Raw genomic sequence first — 17,738 nt, forward strand, 5'->3', positions numbered from 1 at the left:
TTAGAAGGAATAAATGAAGATACTGGACTGTACATTACGAGATGGTGGTTACTACACCAATTGGGATTTTGATAATGATTTAGTTAAAGTCTATTTCGAATCCTTTAACCATTTGCCAATCGATTTTCTTGAAATTGGTTATAAAGCATTTGCTGAAAATTACTATAAAGGTGAATTTTACTACCTTCCACTTTTTCTGATTAAGAAAATCAAGTCAATCAGTAACAAGAATCTAGCAATTCTGCTGAATGGGAAGGATCTTTTTGAATCTAATATTGAGGCCTTATTGCTACCTTGTGTGGGTTTGATAGATTTAGTAAGAGTAGCAATTGATCCAAAAGATCTGAAAAAATCAATAACATTAATTAAGAGTATTAAATCATTAGGATTTAAAGTCGCTTTGAATGTGATGTATATGTCAAAGTGGAAAACGATGAATTCATTTATGACAGATTTACCACTAGTAAATGAATCTTGCGATTTTTTCTATATGGTTGATTCTTATGGTAGTGTATACCCAGAAGATGTAAAAGAGATTACTCAATCTGTTAAATCAATATTAAATATACCGCTCGGTTTCCATGGTCACAATAATTTAGAGATGGCTCTTATAAACTCCCTAACAGCTCTTGAATATGGTGTTGAAATTATAGATTCTACTGTTACCGGAATGGGTAGAGGTGCTGGAAATTTAAAGACGGAGTTGATTTTAACACACCTTTCATCCAAAGGTTTATTAGAATTTGATTTTAATTATCTATCCAATTTGGTCGATAAGTTTAGTCAATTACAGAAACTCCACAATTGGGGGACAAATTTACCTTACATGGTCTCTGGTAGTAATTCTTTACCACAGAAAGATGTGATGGAATGGATAACTAAGAGATTCTATTCTTTAAACTCTATTGTTGAAGCCTTACAAAATCAAAAAGGCAACTTACTTGATAAACCAAACGTCGAAAGATTTAAACCAGAAAATAAATTTGAAAATGTCTTATTGATTGGTGGAGGAAATTCGGTTCAACAACATTTTGAAGCTATAAGATCATTTATTTATGCAAACAAGAGTTCGATGAGTATCGTACATGCCAGCTCAACAAATGCATACTTATTCAAAGATTTAGATTTCATACCACAATACTTTTGTCTTGTTGGAAATGAGGGACATAGATTGGAAAGAGTTTACGACAATGCTCCTTTCAAGGGAATTTGCATTCTACCGCCACCTCCTAGAAAGTTAGGCATATACAAACCCGAGATTGCAAAAGATAAAATTTTTGAAATTGAGCAATCTACAATAAATCACCCGATAAATGATACACATACTATTTTGGCATTTGAAATTTCATCAATTTTGGAAGCAAAAAATGTATATTTAGTAGGTTATGATGGATATCCAAAAGAAAGTATAACTTCCAAAATGCACGAGATGTTTATTGAGAATCAAAATATTTTCAATCTAGTCAAAAATCGATTCAAATTAATTTCGCTACTTCCTACATTGTATGATGTAAAAATTACCTCTCTCTATTCTTTGATTGAATAAATGAATAAATTAGAAAAATTTAAATATAAATGCATAAGCGAAAATACTCTAGGGTATTTCTCAAAAACGACAGACAGCAGTTTAATTGAAGCTTCAATTTACTCAGGTTTCGACTTTGTTATTATTGATATGGAACATGGGCCTATTCAAACTGAGATGTTAAAACATCACTTAATGGCAACAAGTAGAAGTGAGCTAATTTCAATTGTAAGGGTAGATTCATTTGACTCCAGTTTAATTGGAAAAGTCCTTGATTTAGGTGCGGATGGAATTCAAATACCTTCAGTAACTAGTGTTGATCAAGTTTTGGAAGTGATAAAACTATCTAAATTTTATCCAATCGGTGAAAGGGGAGTATGTCGGTTCGTGCGAGCGGCAGAATATTCAAACCAAGATAGGAATGTGTATTTTCAAAAATCGAACGATTCGATCATTGTAATTCAATTAGAAGGTAAAGAAGGAATTGAAAATTTCGATGAAATAGTTCAAATACAAGGTGTAGATATAATATTCGTAGGTCCTTATGATTTATCCCAATCACTCGGGATTCCTGGACAAATTGAACATCCGATCATTATCGAAAAAATAACTGAATTACAATTAAAAGCAAAAGCAAAAGGAATAGCCTTAGGTACTTTTTGCGACACTCCGCACATGTTAAAGCATTGGAGAAATTTAAATCTAGGTTATTTAGCTTATTCTGTAGATATAGCAATATTTATGGAAAAGCTTAAAGAAATCAATTCCTTGAGGATAAAGAAAGATCTATGAGAGTAACCGCATTATTGACTGGAAGAGGAAATAATTCTCTCAAGGATAAAAATGTTCTCCCAGTCTTCGGGAAACCATTATTGTATTACCCTGCTACAGAAGCTAAGAAAGCTGAATTAATAAATGATTTCTTTGTTAGTAGTGATTGTGAAAAGATTTTGAGTGCTGCACATCACTTAGGTTATGAAAAAATACTCAGACCCCCTGAATATGCAACTCCAACAGCTTTGCATTCAGATGTTATAAAACATTCATTGGAAATAATGAAGTCAATGGATCGATTTCCAGATATACTAGTTGTGTTACTAGCAAATACTGTCATGGTTAAAAGTGAGTGGATCGTAAATTGTATAAATGAGATTTTGAATGATCCGAGTTTAACAGCTGCAGTACCGGTTTATTCGGACATGGATCATCATCCGTATCGAGCTAAGATGGTTAATAACGAAGGTAATTTGGAACCATTCTTTGATTTTTCTGGAATGGCAATATCATCAAACCGCCAAGAGTTACCAAAGTCATATTTTTTATGCCACAATTTTTGGGTATTAAATCTACGTAGTATCAAGGAAGGAGTAGGTTACCAACCTTGGACTTTTATGGGCAATCGAGTAAAACCATTCGAAGTTGCAAAAGCTTTTGACGTGCATACAATTGAAGATATTGAAATTTGCAAACAATGGCTCATAGAAAATAATTTGGTTCCTTCTTAATGTTTGAATCTTTTAGACAAATTATTTGGGACTTTGATGGGGTAATTTTGGATTCCAATCCATGGAGAACTCTTGGTTTTCGCGAAACTCTAAAGGATTATCCAGAAGAAAGTGTTCAGCAATTGATAGATTTTCATGAAGCGAATGGTGGACTTTCAAGATACGCCAAGTTTGACTATTTTTTCAAAAATATTTTAAAGATTGAGCTAGATAATGACAATTTGAATGTTTTGCTTGAGAAGTTCAGGCTTATTATGTTAAAAAATTTAATTGATGAAAATTTAATTATTAACGATAGCATTCAAGCAATAAATTTACTAAAGGATAGGGATATGTTCATTATATCTGGCTCCGATCAGTCAGAGTTGAATTATATTTGTGAAAAACTTAATCTAAGAAAATATTTTAAAAAAATATTAGGTTCTCCTCTAACAAAGAAAGAAAATATAAAAAAATTAATTCAGGAAGAATTGATTGATCCAAGTTTATCATGTTTAATTGGTGATTCGCATAATGATTTCGAAGCGGCTACCGAATTTGGAATTCAATTTTACGGTTATAATAATGAAAAACTGAAAGGTTTAGGCAATTATATTGAATCTTTCAATGATTTGCGGAACACTGATGGTCTAGGATAGGAAAAATATGAGTGAATTGAAACCCAAAGTTTATAAAAAGCATAATAGTTTTGATAACATTTCTTCGAGAATTAAGGAAGCTGTAGAATATCAAAAAATGCGTTCTATAAGGGTATTACGAGATTATCATGATGGTAAAATTCCTATTCAGCATTCCATTAAAAATAAAGCAAATTTTACGGGAATCTTAAAAAGGGTAGAAAGCGATTTAACAAGTGAAATTAAAGATCCGTCGCATAGTCAATTTGAAATATCTCCATTTGCGGCAGAAGAAATGTATACTTACTCTGATGAAGAATTGATTCGTTTCTTTTATCATAGATATAGATATGAAATATTTCCGCAAAATTTTGAGTTAGATAATTATCCTCCCGCACTACAAATAGAACCTTCTTCTTTATGCAATTATCGATGTGTCTTTTGTTATCAGACTGATTCTAATTTTTTTAAAAAGACAAATCCATCGATGTCGATGATGTCATTTGAATTTTTTAAAGAAATCGTAGATGAAATAAATGGCGAAATAGAATTTGTAACTTTAGCTTCTCGTGGTGAGCCATTGATGGCTCCAGATATTTCAAAAATTTTAGAATATTCAAATGGAAAATTTTTAAATTTAAAACTTAATACTAATGCATCTTTACTTACAGAAAGCAAAATCCATTCATTATTATCTGGTTCTGTAAAGACTTTGGTTTTTTCTGCCGACGCCGCAGAAGAACCGCTTTACAGTCAATTGAGAGTAAATGGAAAATTGGATAAAGTTCTTAAAAATATTGAACTATTTCGTACTATAAGAGAGAAAAGCTACCCCAATACGAAAATCATTACAAGAGTTTCAGGAGTTAAAGTTACCGAAAAGCAAGATATGGTTTCAATGGAAAAAGTTTGGGGTGGGTTGGTTGATCAAATTGCTTTTGTAAATTACAATCCATGGGAGAATATCTATGAATCGTCAGCAAATGGGCAAACTAAGCCTTGCTCTGATTTATATCGAAGAATGTTTGTATGGGCGGATGGTACAACAAATCCATGCGATAGTGATTACAAATCTGAACTTAATGTCGGAAAATTTCCAGACCTAAATATCAGTGAACTTTGGCAGATGAGAAAATACACTAATTTAAGAGAGGCACATAAATCGGGTAACCGACAACTAGTTCATCCATGTAAGGGTTGTGCAGTAGTTTGATTCCAACTGAAAATAGGGTGGCTCTAATCACTGGAGGGAGTTCAGATATCGGTAAGAAAATTGTCCAGAAATTCCTTGAAAATAACATCAAAGTAATTGCTCAATATAATTCGACCGATATCAATATTGAAAATAAAAACTTGAAAACTATCAAGTCTTCGTTCAATAAAAAAAAAGATTTAGAGGATTTTGTCCAGACTGTCTTTGCTTGTGAGTCGAATATTGACTTTCTAATCAATGCAACAGGCATTATTGAAAATCGTAATTTTCTAGAATGTTCTCTGGAAGTGATGAACGAAGTATTTCAAGTGAACTTCTTTTCACATGCTTTCCTGATGCAAACTTTTTTCCCTATTATGGTTCGACAGAAATTTGGAAGGATTGTCTCATTAAGTAGTATTGGATTAAAATTTGGTGGATCAATGAATTCGGCATATTATAGCGCATCAAAATCTGCCCTAGAAGCGATAACCAGATCCTATGCAAAATTTGGAGCCCAATCGAATGTTCTTTGCAATACGATTAGAGTCGGTGTAATAGATACAAAAATTCATAAAAACAAAGATATGGCAGAGAGATCGAAAATGATTCCAGTGAATCGATTAGGCAGACCTGAAGAAATAGCTGAAATGGTTTACTTTTTGTGTTCAGATAAAAGTGATTTTATCACTGGACAAGAATTTGCTGTAAGTGGCGGGGAATAAGTTTCCATTTTAACTAAACGATAAAGAATGAATTCTGATTTAATTCCTGAGTATTTGCAAAAATATTATAAACTCTTAAGTAATTTTGTAACCAATGCTTCAAAGTCTTGGTTATATTCCACTTCCTTTTTCTTCTCAAAAGTTGGAGTCTATGATGCTTATCGAAATTATAGAAGGATTGGTTATTTTTTTAAAATAAAGCAAATATTAAGATATTATGCATTTTCTTACTTAGCTTTGTTCAAGTTTGCAATCAATAAACTCATATTTTTTTTATCTAGTGTAAAGATCTCGATAAATGCAGATAAATTGGTAATTATAGACACCTATGCGATTGTAGACAATCTTGTAAAAGGTACGAAATTAGCATCTGACTATTTTCCAAATTTGGTAGAAACTTTAAAAGTAAGAGGATTAGATTATGTAATAATACCTCGTTTTTATGGTTCAAATAATCCTTTTAGTTTTTGGAAAGTTATTAAAATTCTAAAAGAATATGAGGGCAGGGTTGTAACTGAGTTTCAATTGCTTTCCTCTTTAGATTTATTAAAACTTTTTTTCTACATAACTGTGTATCCTTTTCTTATGCTAAATTTATTACGAAAAGTTAGATTAAGTGAGGAAGCACTTGATTCAAAATTAGTTTATTATTTTTGGTCAGATTTAAATGGATCTAATTTTTTTGGAACTGTCAGGTATCTTTTTGGGCTAAAACTTGCGAAAATAATTCCTCCTAATTCGAAGGTTATACAATGGTATGAAGGACAACCATATGAGAAATGTTTGAATCGCGCTTTTAGATATAGTAAACTCGAAGTGAAAATATATGGGACTCAGTTTTTCATTTTTCCACCTGAGTTATTAAATTCATTCATTGATAGTAATGAATTTCGCGAACATTTACCGGATATTATTTTGGTTAATGGCACACATTATTTGGATAAAAACACAGAAATGAGAGTCGGTCCATCTATGCGATACTCTCGTTTGTTTAAGACTGAAATATTGGAGTCAAAATCTGAGAAAATATTAATACTCCTATCATACTTTCATGAAAGTAATATTTTCATACTAAAACTACTACAACAATTGGGGGCATATTCAGAAGAAATTTTCTCTATAAAAATGCATCCATCAACAAATATATCAGAGATTAAAGAATTTTTACCAAAAAACTATCAAATTGTATATGATAATATTTATGACTTGTTTTCTAATCACGGCCTCGTTTTAGGAGTCTCTACAGGAGCACAAGTAGAAGCGATTGCATGTGGGTTGCCTGTTATTGTTATTTCAGAGAATGGAAAAAGTAGCTATTCTTATCTTCCTGATTTTTGTAAAGGTGTATTATGGGAAGACGCGTATGATTTAGACTCTTTTGAATCTGCGAAAAATAAGTTATTCAATGTAGTAAGAGATAAGCAAGAACAAAGATTAAACATGATTCGCAGAGTAAGAAATGAAATGTTTACTGAACCAACCAATGAAAGAATTGTTGAAGCATTCGAACTGAATTAGGATTTTAATTTCCTTTAATTAATAATTAGATAGTATATTTGTAATCTAAAATAAGGAACCAGATATTGTTATAAATAGAGGCATATAATTTCTGTTTAAAAACATAAAAGTTTTAATCACTGGTTATATTAGATTTAAAAGAGTTTAGCTTACTGTATGTCTTAAAAAATGGGAACTGATGTTTTTCGGATTTCTTTGGATCCATTAAATAGTCCGATAAGGAATTCAGGTAGCCTTTGAAAGCACATTCTATAATATAATCAATGTCCTTTATTTCGAATATCACACAGAGTCGAATTAAAAATTGAGAGATTATATCAGAACCAATTCGGCAAATACTAATGTATTCATTTGAACATTCAATAAATGTTTGGATTTAATTTAAAATTATATCTATGAAAGGTTTTATTCTGTGCCAAGAAACGTGTCTTAGGGTCATCGAATTTTAATTTTAAGTGAAAGAAAAGAAAAACTGATTGAAGGAAAATTGAAGCGAAAACTATATTAGGAAAGCTTCAATTTGAATCTTGTTGCTAAGCAAATTTTTCGATTTCAAAATTGCACTTTTTGCTAAACTAAGAATTTCAAACATAATTTGCAAAATGTAAAAAGCTCTATATATTAAATAGCAGATTGAACTTTTAAAAGATTAAAACTATGGAATCAGGAAATATTTTTCTTAAAAGCTAGTATGAATAAACCAAAGATAATCATCATGTCTGGGGGACGAGGCAAACGACTTGGGGAAATAACTGAAAAAGTTCCAAAACCACTCGTAAAAATAGGAAATCAAACTATATTAAGAATGAAATATGAAAATTATTATAAACAAGGTTTTCAAGATTTTATTTTTTGTATCGGTTATAAAGGTGAAATGATTCGCAATGAAGTTCAGTGTTTTGAAAAGCAGGGGCAGATTGAATTTTCAGATTCTGGTGAGGAAGCAGGTATTTTGAAACGTTTGCAAGTTGCATTGCCGCTAATGACAGAGAGAATTATTTTAACTTATGGAGATACATTTACTGATTTGGATTTAGATGATCTTGTATCTAAGCATCTAGAAAGTAAGTGTGAAGCAACTATTGTAGTAGCTCCTATACAGAATCCATTTGGTTTAGTAGACTTTGATAGTAAAAATCTGGTGACTAGTTTTAAAGAAAAGCCAGTGTTGAATTATTATATTGGATATGCGGTTATTGAAAAGACTGCTTTTGATTATATTCCAGATAAAATTTTTAATTTACCAGATGGTCAGGGATTAGTTACTTTTTATAAAATGTTAATTGCAATTGAGAAATTAAATTCTTATTTTCATAAAGGATTGCAGATAACTTTCAATACTGAAGATGAATTAAAAGTTGCAAAAAAGCAACTTATACAATTCTACACATCAACTTAGGAGCAACAAATATGGGAAAGCGTATATTAGTTACAGGTGGTTCTGGATTTATCGGTTCGCATCTTACAAAGAAATTATTTTCATTAGGTGAAGAAGTCACCGTTATGGTGAAGTATAAAAGTTTAATTGATAATGTTAGGCTAAGTCCAATATGGGATCAGATAGAAGTTATCGAAGCTGATTTAAAGAATATCGATTCATTAAGACAATTGAATGGAAGAAAATTCGATCATATTTACCATATGGCCGCTTATAATCACGTGGGTGATAGTTTTCTGCATGTAAACGAAGCGCTACTGGCAAATGCTGTTGGAACAGCTAATTTGTTGGAATATGTAAATGACTTTGAGAAATTTTTATATATGTCTACTTCTGAGGTTTATGGTTATCAAACTAGTGTGCCATTCCAAGAGGATATGATTCCATTCCCAGTTTCGCCTTACTCGGTAGGAAAGTATGCCGGTGAGTTATATGCTAGAATGAAAGAGCATCAGACCGGCAAAAGAATCATAACGGTTAGAGCATTTAATACCTTTGGTCCTTACCAGAGTGATCGCGCAGTAATTCCTGAACTTATAATTAAATGTTTACGTGGTCTTCCGATTGAAACGACTAAGGGTATTCAAACTCGAGAATTCAATTATGTAGAAAACATAGTCGATGGTCTTATTTCTGCGATGAACAGTGAGTATAAATATGATGGAACTTTTAACATTGGCTCTAATAGGGAAATCGCAATTAAAGATCTTGTTAAGATGATACATACTGCATGTAATTCTAAGTCAGAGTTAAGAATTGGTGCTTTACAGGATAGGCCAACTGAAATTTGGAGAATGTGTGCTGATAACAGTAAAGCATTAGATCTTTTTCAGTGGAAAGCTGAGATAAGTTTTGAAGATGGGCTTCAAAAGACAGTAGAATGGTTTAAAAAATATATTGCTGTATTTTACGATAAAGATTCTAATTTAAATTTATTATAATGATATCTGTAATTTCTCCAATATTTAATGAAGAAGATAATATAGTCGAATTATGTGATCGGCTAGTTAATGCCTTGAAGGAAACCAAGGAAGATTATGAAATCCTTTTGGTAGAAAACGGAAGTTGGGATAATTCATTAAAAATCATAAAGGAACAAAGAGCAAAAAACAATAGAATAAAGTTTGTAAGTCTATCGCGCAATTTTGGCCACCAAGGTGGGATTATGGCCGGCATATATCATGCAAAAGGTGACGTAGTAATATCACTAGATGGAGATTTACAACATCCTCCTGAACTTATACCCGAAATGATAGAATTATGGAAAAAAGGTTATGATGTTGTTTTTACTATTAAGAAAGGTAAAGTAGAACATGATGATTGGAGATTTATTCCTTCAAGAATTTTTTATAAGTTAATGAATTTCTTTTCAGATGTTAAGCTTTCTTATGGTCAATCGGACTTTCGATTAATGGATCGGAGGGTTGTTGAAGTTATAAAGCTTATACCGGAAAGAAATATGTTTTTGCGAGGTATTGTAGAATGGGTCGGTTTCAAACAAATTGGCATTAAATATAATACTTTGCCAAGATCCAAAGGAGAATCTAAATTTCGTATCGGGAATTATGTAAGATTTGCATTTGATGGTATATTTTCTTTTTCGATACTGCCATTAAGATTTATGTTATACTCGGGATTATTTATAGCTTCCTTGTGTGTAATTTATATTATTTTCATATGTGCAATATTTTTATTAAGAATTAATGATCTAATATCGTTTATCCCTCCTGGTTGGGGATCACTTGCGGTAGGTTTATTATTTTTCGGATCAGTGCAATTGATTTGCGCGGGAATTTTAGGTGAATATATTGGAAGAATCTATTCACAAGTTAAGCAAAGACCAGATTTCATAGTAAAATCAACATCTGACGAGAAAGGTTAAAATGGTTGAATTATTTCTAAAAAACTTCCCTAAGAAAAGAATAAAATTGCCAGATCAGTACATGGAAATTTATGAGAAGGAATACATTATCAATAGGACTGGTTCTTCAATATTTAATAAAATTGCATTATATTTGGAAAGTTGGATGCATCGAAAAGTTGCGTCTTGTACGGAAAATGTAAGTGATGTTTTAGAATTAGGTGCAGGATCTTTGAATCATTTGAAATATGAATCTAGGTTTAAACATTATGATGTAATTGAGCCTTTTAAGGAATTATTGAATGAGTCAAAACAGAGTAAAACAGTAAGATCTATTTTCTCAGACATTTCAGAAGTGGATAAGAAGCAAAAATATGACAAAATTCTATCTGTAGCTGTTCTTGAGCATTTGTTGGATTTACCTAAGCAAGTTTTTCATTCATGTATTCGTTTAGCAAAAGGTGGAACTTTTGTCGCAGGAATACCTAGTGAAGGTGCTTTGTTATGGTATCTTGCATATAAATATGGAACTGGAACTGGATTTAAAATTCGAACTGGACTTGATTACGAATTGTTTATGAAGTATGAACATGTAAACAATGCTCATGAAATTGAATCAGTAGTTAGATATTTTTTTAGAAATGTAGTAGTTTATCGATTCCCTTTTCCATTTTTTCATTTTAGCTTGTATTCGGTAATTGTAGCGAAGGAAGTCAATGAGGAATCTTTAGCAGAATATTCAAAGTTAAGTATGGAAAGCATATATTGAGTATCCTAATAACAGGGTCGACTGGATTCATTGGCTCTCATCTAGTATCTTCATTAAGAAAAAAAAATTATAAAATTTCTGAATATGTTGGTGATATTCGGAATATTTCTAAGTTCGTTCAGAAATTCGATACTGTAGTTCATTTGGCCTCAGCAACTGGTAATATTCAAATGCAACGAAATAGAAAGGATGGATTTGATATAAATGTTATAGGTACTGCTGAAGTTTTAGAATATTGCAATAAAATGAATGCTTCATTAATTTTTGCTTCAACATGTGGAGTGTATGGAGAAACAACTGCAGATTCTCTTTTGAGAGAGGACATGGAATTAAATCCATTAGGCGATTATGCAATGTCAAAATTTTTGGCAGAAGAGTTATGTAGACGCTCCCAACTAACATCGCAATCAAAAAATTGTGTTGTTTTGAGATTATTCAATGTTTATGGAAGAGGGCAAAGAAAAGGTTTTTTAATTCCAGATATACTTGAATCAGTTGAATCAGGTGGTAAATTAAAACTTCGAAATCCAAATGCAGTACGGGATTTTGTTTATGTGAATGATTGTGTCAATGCAATTATTCTTTCTCTTAATTTGAAAGGTTTCCACATATTAAATATATCGTCAGCTAAGGCGGTAAGCAACATAGAACTAGTAAGAGTAATGGAAAGTATATTGAATAGACCTATTTTAGTAGAAGTATCTTCTTCGAATGAACACATAGGATATTCAATCGGTGATAATGGACTGGCAGCGAATATATTAAATTGGCACCCTACCTTTGATTTATATCAAGGGTTATCTGAAATATTAAAGTATGAAAAGTAAATTTCAGGACTTAAAATTGAGAGAGAGAGTATTTTTTATTACACTTTTCTTAATTACATTTTGTTATTTATCGCTTTTTATGTATCAGATTGAAGATGACTCCGAGTTAGGATATCTCGATCACGATCTAGTATATCAAGTTGAGAGATTTGCGATTTTTGCAGACAAAACACATGAAACTTTTGGTACTGCGATTTATGACTATGGATTAGAACTTTATTATTTAAGTCCAATTTTGGAGGCAATGTTTAATATTTTTCCATCTGAGAATAAAAATATATTAGCTTATAAGGTTTTAACCTACTACCATATCTTGCTAACTTCAATTGCAATAGTATTGCTTTGTATTATTCTTTATTCGGAGCAACTAAGAATTTCTTTTTTGAGTATGTTTTACTTATGTGTAATGAGTAGTGCTTTATTTGTATTTAATTCTACTTTTATAAAACCAGATCCAAACACCGTTTTTTCATTAATTGTAGTAACTTCGTTTTTCTTCTTATCAAAATATTTTGAAAAAAGTTGGTGGAAGATGATTTTAGTTATTCACCTAATTGTTCTAGGTTTTTTGATTAAGTGGTGGTCTATTTTTCTACTACCAGTTTTCTTTTTCAATTACAAGTTTAGGATTCATAATACAAAAGGGAATATTAAAAAAGAATTCGTATTGCTTTTCGCAAGTATGTTACTTTTTGGAATTTTTGCAGGAATTGTCAGGGGATTCTCATTTTTATCGATTTTAACATTTATATCATTTATATCATTAATTTTTAGTTCTTTTGTATTACTTGGCAAAATAAGAAAGTTAAGTTTGTTTTTTTATTTTTCTCGGTGGATAGTATTGGGTTTTGTAAATGTTGGGTTTTTTTTATTCACCAGTGATTTTTATAAGACTTCTGTCGATTTCTATTCCCAAGCAGTTCATAAGCCGTCATTGAACTCTCCAAATTTAATGTCATTTGTGATACCTAATATTAAAGCATGGACAATTGGATCTTTTGAATCTGGATTTCTTTCACTCCCGATTTGTATTTTTGGATTTTTAGCATTACTTAATTTTTTTTATATATATCGGAGTAATATAGTATCTAAGACTCAGAGGATTTTTTTTCAATACCTCGTAATAATTCTGTTCTTTTTGTTTGCTTTCGTTTCAAAAGTAAATGAACCAACACAAGCAATGCTGTTTCCATTCATATTATTTGTATGTTTTCTTTCATTTACAGGGGAAATTAAGAGCAAATATCTTGCTTTTTCTGTTTATTTTTTTGGATTATTCATTTGCTTTGATAATTTATTTCCAATCGTAAAAGGAGATCATCATAAAGGTATTATAACTTTATCAGTCAATAGAAATGGTTACCATAATTATATAGATCAGTTTCGTAAGGAGTTAGAGTCTTATTTAAATTCAAATAATTCTATTTTTGTAACTGATTTTATAGTTCCAATTGAAAAATCTAAAACGAAATGGATATTTCTAGATTGGGGTGCGAATTTAGCTGAATTGGATAAAGTAAAATCTGGTGATTATGTTTTATGCAGTTACGTTTCGAAAGTTTATCTAGAAGATTCAAGGAAATTCCTGAAAATAAAAGACTTCTTAATTCCGCGGCCTATTAGGATTTATGGAACTAAAATAGAAGAAATAAGTTTGTATCAAAAAAAGTAAGTAGGATATTATGAAAAAAATTCTTTTAATCGGAAATATGGGCTACATTGGGCCTGTGCTTTTAAAGCATTTAGTGAATTCGAAAAACGATTATGAAATATATGGTTATGATTTGGGTTTATTTGGTCATTGTCTATTCAATGCGGATGAACATCCAGAGTATTATCTGAAACAGCAGTATTACGGAGATGTTAGAAAGTTTGAATATGAAATCTTGAATGGTTTTAATGCAGTAGTATATCTTGCTGCTATATCCAATGATCCAATGGGAAAGGAATTTGAAAAAATTACGCATGAAATAAACCATAACAGTGCATCAAAAATCGCAGAAGAGGCAAAAAAGAGAGGAGTTAAAAGTTTTATTTTCGCTTCATCATGTTCTGTCTATGGCGAGGGAGGAGAATTCGCCAAAGTTGAGTCAGATGAGCTGAATCCACTTTCTGCCTATGCTATCTCAAAGGTTGAGGCAGAGAAATCTTTAAAACATTTAGCTGATTCAAATTTTACGGTTACGTGTTTACGTTTTGCGACAGCATGTGGAGCCTCTCCTCGACTTAGGTTAGATTTAATATTAAATGATTTTGTTGCTAATTCGATTTTAAATAAGAAAATACAAATACTCAGTGATGGTACTCCATTGAGACCTTTGATTAATGTTAAAGATATGTCGAGAGCTATGGAGTGGGGAATCCAGAGATCTAATGTCGAAGGAGGAGAATATTTGGTCATCAATACAGGTGCAAATGATTGGAATTTTTCTGTATTGGAGTTAGCAGAAGAAGTTTCAAAAATATTGGGTGGTGTTCAGATTTCCATCAATAAGGATGCAGCTCCAGATAAAAGGTCTTATAAAGTAAATTTTGATTTGTTTAACAAACTTAGTGGTGAATATTCATTGAAAGAGAAGATCGAAGACACTATTCAAGAGTTAGCAAAACAAATAATAGATTCAAACTTTCGGATTCAAGATTTTTATCGTTCAGACTTGATTCGCTTAAATGTTTTGAGGAAAATGATTAACAAGGGAGTAATGAAATAAATCGATGATATTTTCTGAAACAGGAATAAAAGGATCTTATGTTGCAGATCTAAAAAAAATTGAAGACTCAAGGGGTTTTTTTGGTAGGGCATTTTGCACAACTGAATTTTCTGAATTGGGCATTACGTCAGATATTAAACAAGCAAACTTATCTTATACTTCTAAAAAAGGTACGATTAGAGGTATGCATTTTCAAAAGCATCCCTATGAGGAAATGAAAGCTATACGTTGTATACGTGGATCTATTTTTGATGTTGTTTTGGATTTAAGACCTGAATCGGAGACATTTAAACGTTGGTTTGGAATTAAATTAAGTGCTGAAAATTATAAAATGCTAATCATACCCGAAGGTTGTGCTCATGGATTTCAGACATTGGAGAACGATATTGAAGTTTTTTATTTAGTATCAAAAGAATTTTCTCCATCTCATGATGCAGGAGTAAGGTTCGATGATCCTGCTTTCCAAATTCATTGGCCACTTAAAGTTTCAGAAATTTCGGATAAAGACAAATCTTTTAAGGATTTTCCATTATGAAGGTGATGATCCTTTCTGGAGGTTTAGGGACAAGACTTTCCGAATATACAGATGTGATTCCGAAACCAATGGTTCCCATTGGTGGAAAGCCAATCCTATGGCATATCATGAATCATTTTGCGCGTTTTAATTATAATGATTTTTACATTGCTCTTGGTTACAAAGCAGAAGTTGTAAAAGAGTATTTTTTAAACTACCGATCTTTAAATTCTGATTTTTCAGTGAATTTAGAAACAGGCAAAATCACCCATTATAATTCTCCTAAAGTAGATTGGAACGTTACCTTAGTCAATACAGGAGCTAACACTATGACAGGTGGGCGACTATTGAGAATGAAAGAGATCATTGGAAATGAGACATTCTTACTCACTTATGGTGATGGACTTTCGAATGTTGATATTGATAAACTAATTCAATTTCATAAATCTCATAAAAAAATGATTACGGTGACTGCGGTTCATCCTGGTGCTAGATTTGGTGAATTGGAAATCCAAACAGGTAGAGTTATTAGCTTTCAAGAAAAACCCCAAACAACACAAGGATGGATTAATGGCGGTTTTTTTGTAATTGAACCTAGTTTTTTTGATCTTCTGGAAAATGATCAAACGATACTTGAAAAATCTCCACTTGAAACGGCAGCTAAAAATGGTGAACTTATGGCATACCAACATGAAGGTTTTTGGCAGTGTATGGATACAAAACGTGATAGAGATCATCTTGAGGAATTATTTCAAACGGGGAAAGCACCTTGGCTAAATTAAAACTACTAGTTATCGGGGGAACTGGTTTTATCGGTTCTCATATTGTGCAAAAAGGGATCGATAGTGGATTTGAAGTCACATCTCTCTCTCTAAAGAAAAAAGCAAATATTGATAAGGTAATTTCGATACAAGCAGATCTATCAGATCGCGTATCGGTGCGTTCAATCCTTTCAAGTGAGAGGTATGACTATGTGATTCATTGTGGTGGTTACATCGACCATACATTGTTTCAGAATGGTGGTCTAAAAGTAATATCCGACCACTTAACTTCTCTTTTTGAATTAGTTTCTGCCTTAGATAGAACAAACTTAAAAAAGTTTTTATATTTGGGGAGCAGTGATGAGTATGGAAATGCCCCTTCGCCACAAAAGGAAGAATTTCGTGAAGATCCAATTTCGCCATATTCATTTGCTAAAGCATCAGCTTCACATTTTTTACAAATGCTTTGGAAGACGGAAAAATTTCCAGCTTCGGTCGCAAGATTGTTTTTAACTTATGGGCCAGGGCAAGATGATAAAAGGTTTTTACCTCAAATTATCAAAGGTTGTTTGAGCGATTCTGTATTTCCGTCATCACTCGGAGAACAAAGTAGAGACTTTTGTTATATAAGTGATACAGTGGAAGGTTGTTTCAAAATTTTAGAAACAAATGAAGCTAATGGCGAAATTTTTAATATTGCCTCTGGTGAAAAAATCACAATAAGACAAATCATTGAAAAAGTAGTATCGATCATCGGAAAAGGAAAACCAGATTTTGGAAAAGTTCCTTATCGCATTGGTGAAAATATGTCTTTGGTAGCTGACATTTCAAAAGCTAAGCGAATGCTTCATTGGAAACCAAATACGAGCCTAGACATGGGTCTTAAAAAAACGATCGAATACTTTCAATGAAAAAAACAGATTTAGGATTACCAACGCCTTTGGTAAGTATCTTAATGAATTGTTACAATGGTGCTGAATATTTAAAAGAAGCTATAGATAGTGTAATTGCACAGACATATCAAAACTGGGAATTAATATTTTGGGACAATCAATCCACAGATAAAAGTGCAGAAATTGTTCGCTCTTATAACGATCCCAGAATTAAATATTATTACGCACCAGAACATACAAAGCTTTATAAAGGTCGGAATTTAGCAATAGAGAAGATTACTGGTAATTACATTGCGTTTCTTGACACCGACGATGTTTGGAAAAAAAATAAACTAGAACTGCAAATGTTAGCATTTGCTAACTCCGATTATGATCTAGTCTGTTCAAATTACGATTTAATTGATCCGAAATCCAGATTTATCAAAAGAGCAAATCGGTTTAGCAAACCCTCTGGATTTATCACCAAATATTTGATAAATGAATATTATATCGGAATCCTTACAGTCGTTTTTAATGTTACTTTATTAAAAGAGAATCACTTAAATTTCAATCAATCTTATAATCACATTGGCGATTTTGATCTATTTTTGAAAATATCAGAGAGTCATAAAATTCTATATATGAGTAACTCTCTAGCCAGTTACAGAATACACGATAATAATTTCTCCTCTAAAAAGGAATTCGAGCTCTTGCGCGAAATCAAAAAAATGATTAGGGAAATTTCAAGTAGAGATTTCTATTCTAGTAATTTGAATTTAATTTCAAAACTCAAATTGGTTAGGCAATTTATGCTACTAAAGTTAGTCATCAGAAAAGGGAAACCAGTAAAGGCATACAATATCTTAAGATTTGTATGTTATGATTTGGTAAAGTTTTTTAAAT

Annotated in this window: 18 protein-coding genes; all 18 read left to right on the forward strand. The window is 31.7% G+C overall.

What is annotated here, in order from left to right; translation table 11 throughout:
- Positions 1 to 13: 13 nt before the first annotated feature.
- On the forward strand, positions 14 to 1,546 hold the full coding sequence (locus CH354_RS16000; protein WP_100727162.1) for an aldolase catalytic domain-containing protein: 1,533 nt from the start codon (positions 14 to 16) through the stop codon (positions 1,544 to 1,546).
- Positions 1,547 to 2,317, forward strand: coding sequence for an HpcH/HpaI aldolase family protein (locus CH354_RS16005; protein WP_100727161.1), 771 nt, complete (start codon positions 1,547 to 1,549; stop codon positions 2,315 to 2,317).
- Positions 2,314 to 3,030 (forward strand): acylneuraminate cytidylyltransferase family protein, encoded by a 717-nt coding sequence (locus tag CH354_RS16010; RefSeq protein ID WP_100727160.1) that lies wholly within the window; start codon positions 2,314 to 2,316, stop codon positions 3,028 to 3,030. The genes CH354_RS16005 and CH354_RS16010 overlap by 4 nt, the downstream gene beginning before the upstream one ends.
- Positions 3,030 to 3,668 carry an HAD family hydrolase gene (locus tag CH354_RS16015; protein ID WP_100727159.1) on the forward strand — a complete coding sequence of 213 codons (639 nt, stop codon included), beginning with the start codon at positions 3,030 to 3,032 and terminating at the stop codon, positions 3,666 to 3,668. The genes CH354_RS16010 and CH354_RS16015 overlap by 1 nt, the downstream gene beginning before the upstream one ends.
- Positions 3,669 to 3,675: 7 nt before the next feature.
- Positions 3,676 to 4,860, forward strand: coding sequence for a radical SAM/SPASM domain-containing protein (locus tag CH354_RS16020; RefSeq protein WP_100727158.1), 1,185 nt, complete (start codon positions 3,676 to 3,678; stop codon positions 4,858 to 4,860).
- Positions 4,857 to 5,564 carry an SDR family NAD(P)-dependent oxidoreductase gene (locus CH354_RS16025; protein WP_165780348.1) on the forward strand — a complete coding sequence of 236 codons (708 nt, stop codon included), beginning with the start codon at positions 4,857 to 4,859 and terminating at the stop codon, positions 5,562 to 5,564. The genes CH354_RS16020 and CH354_RS16025 overlap by 4 nt, the downstream gene beginning before the upstream one ends.
- A gap of 27 nt (positions 5,565 to 5,591) precedes the next feature.
- Complete coding sequence (locus tag CH354_RS16030) at positions 5,592 to 7,082, forward strand: hypothetical protein (RefSeq protein WP_100727156.1); 1,491 nt, start codon at positions 5,592 to 5,594, stop codon at positions 7,080 to 7,082.
- Between the two features lie 691 nt (positions 7,083 to 7,773).
- Positions 7,774 to 8,481: a nucleotidyltransferase family protein gene (locus CH354_RS16035; protein ID WP_100727155.1), complete on the forward strand. Its 708-nt coding sequence runs from the start codon at positions 7,774 to 7,776 to the stop codon at positions 8,479 to 8,481.
- Between the two features lie 11 nt (positions 8,482 to 8,492).
- The gene (locus tag CH354_RS16040; RefSeq protein ID WP_100727154.1) at positions 8,493 to 9,461 is read left to right on the forward strand and encodes an NAD-dependent epimerase/dehydratase family protein; all 969 of its coding nucleotides are present in this window, start codon (positions 8,493 to 8,495) and stop codon (positions 9,459 to 9,461) included.
- Positions 9,461 to 10,402, forward strand: a complete 942-nt coding sequence (locus CH354_RS16045; RefSeq protein ID WP_100727153.1) for a glycosyltransferase family 2 protein — start codon at positions 9,461 to 9,463, stop codon at positions 10,400 to 10,402. The genes CH354_RS16040 and CH354_RS16045 overlap by 1 nt, the downstream gene beginning before the upstream one ends.
- A gap of 1 nt (position 10,403) precedes the next feature.
- A complete protein-coding gene (locus tag CH354_RS16050) occupies positions 10,404 to 11,150 on the forward strand; it encodes a class I SAM-dependent methyltransferase (protein WP_100727152.1) in 747 nt (248 codons plus the stop codon).
- Complete coding sequence (locus tag CH354_RS16055) at positions 11,147 to 11,977, forward strand: NAD-dependent epimerase/dehydratase family protein (protein WP_165780347.1); 831 nt, start codon at positions 11,147 to 11,149, stop codon at positions 11,975 to 11,977. The genes CH354_RS16050 and CH354_RS16055 overlap by 4 nt, the downstream gene beginning before the upstream one ends.
- Positions 11,967 to 13,649 (forward strand): hypothetical protein, encoded by a 1,683-nt coding sequence (locus CH354_RS16060; RefSeq protein ID WP_100727150.1) that lies wholly within the window; start codon positions 11,967 to 11,969, stop codon positions 13,647 to 13,649. Before CH354_RS16055 ends, CH354_RS16060 begins: the two co-directional genes overlap by 11 nt.
- Positions 13,650 to 13,659: 10 nt before the next feature.
- Positions 13,660 to 14,688: an NAD-dependent epimerase/dehydratase family protein gene (locus CH354_RS16065; protein WP_100727149.1), complete on the forward strand. Its 1,029-nt coding sequence runs from the start codon at positions 13,660 to 13,662 to the stop codon at positions 14,686 to 14,688.
- Between the two features lie 4 nt (positions 14,689 to 14,692).
- On the forward strand, positions 14,693 to 15,223 hold the full coding sequence (rfbC, locus tag CH354_RS16070; RefSeq protein WP_100727148.1) for a dTDP-4-dehydrorhamnose 3,5-epimerase: 531 nt from the start codon (positions 14,693 to 14,695) through the stop codon (positions 15,221 to 15,223).
- Positions 15,220 to 15,984: a glucose-1-phosphate cytidylyltransferase gene (rfbF, locus tag CH354_RS16075; protein ID WP_100727147.1), complete on the forward strand. Its 765-nt coding sequence runs from the start codon at positions 15,220 to 15,222 to the stop codon at positions 15,982 to 15,984. Before rfbC ends, rfbF begins: the two co-directional genes overlap by 4 nt.
- On the forward strand, positions 15,972 to 16,874 hold the full coding sequence (locus tag CH354_RS16080) for an NAD-dependent epimerase/dehydratase family protein (protein ID WP_100727146.1): 903 nt from the start codon (positions 15,972 to 15,974) through the stop codon (positions 16,872 to 16,874). Before rfbF ends, CH354_RS16080 begins: the two co-directional genes overlap by 13 nt.
- Positions 16,871 to 17,738, forward strand: an 868-nt coding sequence (locus tag CH354_RS16085) for a glycosyltransferase family 2 protein (RefSeq protein ID WP_100766539.1), incomplete at its 3' end; no start/stop codon positions are given. The genes CH354_RS16080 and CH354_RS16085, both read left to right, overlap by 4 nt.

It is taken from the genome of Leptospira levettii, from assembly GCF_002812085.1.
Lineage (GTDB): Bacteria > Spirochaetota > Leptospiria > Leptospirales > Leptospiraceae > Leptospira_A > Leptospira_A levettii.

What these genes read in the sequence shown, in the direction of transcription:
- CH354_RS16000 (WP_100727162.1), top strand. Translation starts at nt 14, where the DNA reads ATGAAGATACTGGACTGTACATTACGAGATGGTGGTTACTACACCAAT.
- CH354_RS16005 (WP_100727161.1), top strand. Translation starts at nt 1,547, where the DNA reads ATGAATAAATTAGAAAAATTTAAATATAAATGCATAAGCGAAAATACT.
- CH354_RS16010 (WP_100727160.1), top strand. Translation starts at nt 2,314, where the DNA reads ATGAGAGTAACCGCATTATTGACTGGAAGAGGAAATAATTCTCTCAAG.
- CH354_RS16015 (WP_100727159.1), top strand. Translation starts at nt 3,030, where the DNA reads ATGTTTGAATCTTTTAGACAAATTATTTGGGACTTTGATGGGGTAATT.
- CH354_RS16020 (WP_100727158.1), top strand. Translation starts at nt 3,676, where the DNA reads ATGAGTGAATTGAAACCCAAAGTTTATAAAAAGCATAATAGTTTTGAT.
- CH354_RS16030 (WP_100727156.1), top strand. Translation starts at nt 5,592, where the DNA reads ATGAATTCTGATTTAATTCCTGAGTATTTGCAAAAATATTATAAACTC.
- CH354_RS16035 (WP_100727155.1), top strand. Translation starts at nt 7,774, where the DNA reads ATGAATAAACCAAAGATAATCATCATGTCTGGGGGACGAGGCAAACGA.
- CH354_RS16040 (WP_100727154.1), top strand. Translation starts at nt 8,493, where the DNA reads ATGGGAAAGCGTATATTAGTTACAGGTGGTTCTGGATTTATCGGTTCG.
- CH354_RS16045 (WP_100727153.1), top strand. Translation starts at nt 9,461, where the DNA reads ATGATATCTGTAATTTCTCCAATATTTAATGAAGAAGATAATATAGTC.
- CH354_RS16050 (WP_100727152.1), top strand. Translation starts at nt 10,404, where the DNA reads ATGGTTGAATTATTTCTAAAAAACTTCCCTAAGAAAAGAATAAAATTG.
- CH354_RS16060 (WP_100727150.1), top strand. Translation starts at nt 11,967, where the DNA reads ATGAAAAGTAAATTTCAGGACTTAAAATTGAGAGAGAGAGTATTTTTT.
- CH354_RS16065 (WP_100727149.1), top strand. Translation starts at nt 13,660, where the DNA reads ATGAAAAAAATTCTTTTAATCGGAAATATGGGCTACATTGGGCCTGTG.
- rfbC (WP_100727148.1), top strand. Translation starts at nt 14,693, where the DNA reads ATGATATTTTCTGAAACAGGAATAAAAGGATCTTATGTTGCAGATCTA.
- rfbF (WP_100727147.1), top strand. Translation starts at nt 15,220, where the DNA reads ATGAAGGTGATGATCCTTTCTGGAGGTTTAGGGACAAGACTTTCCGAA.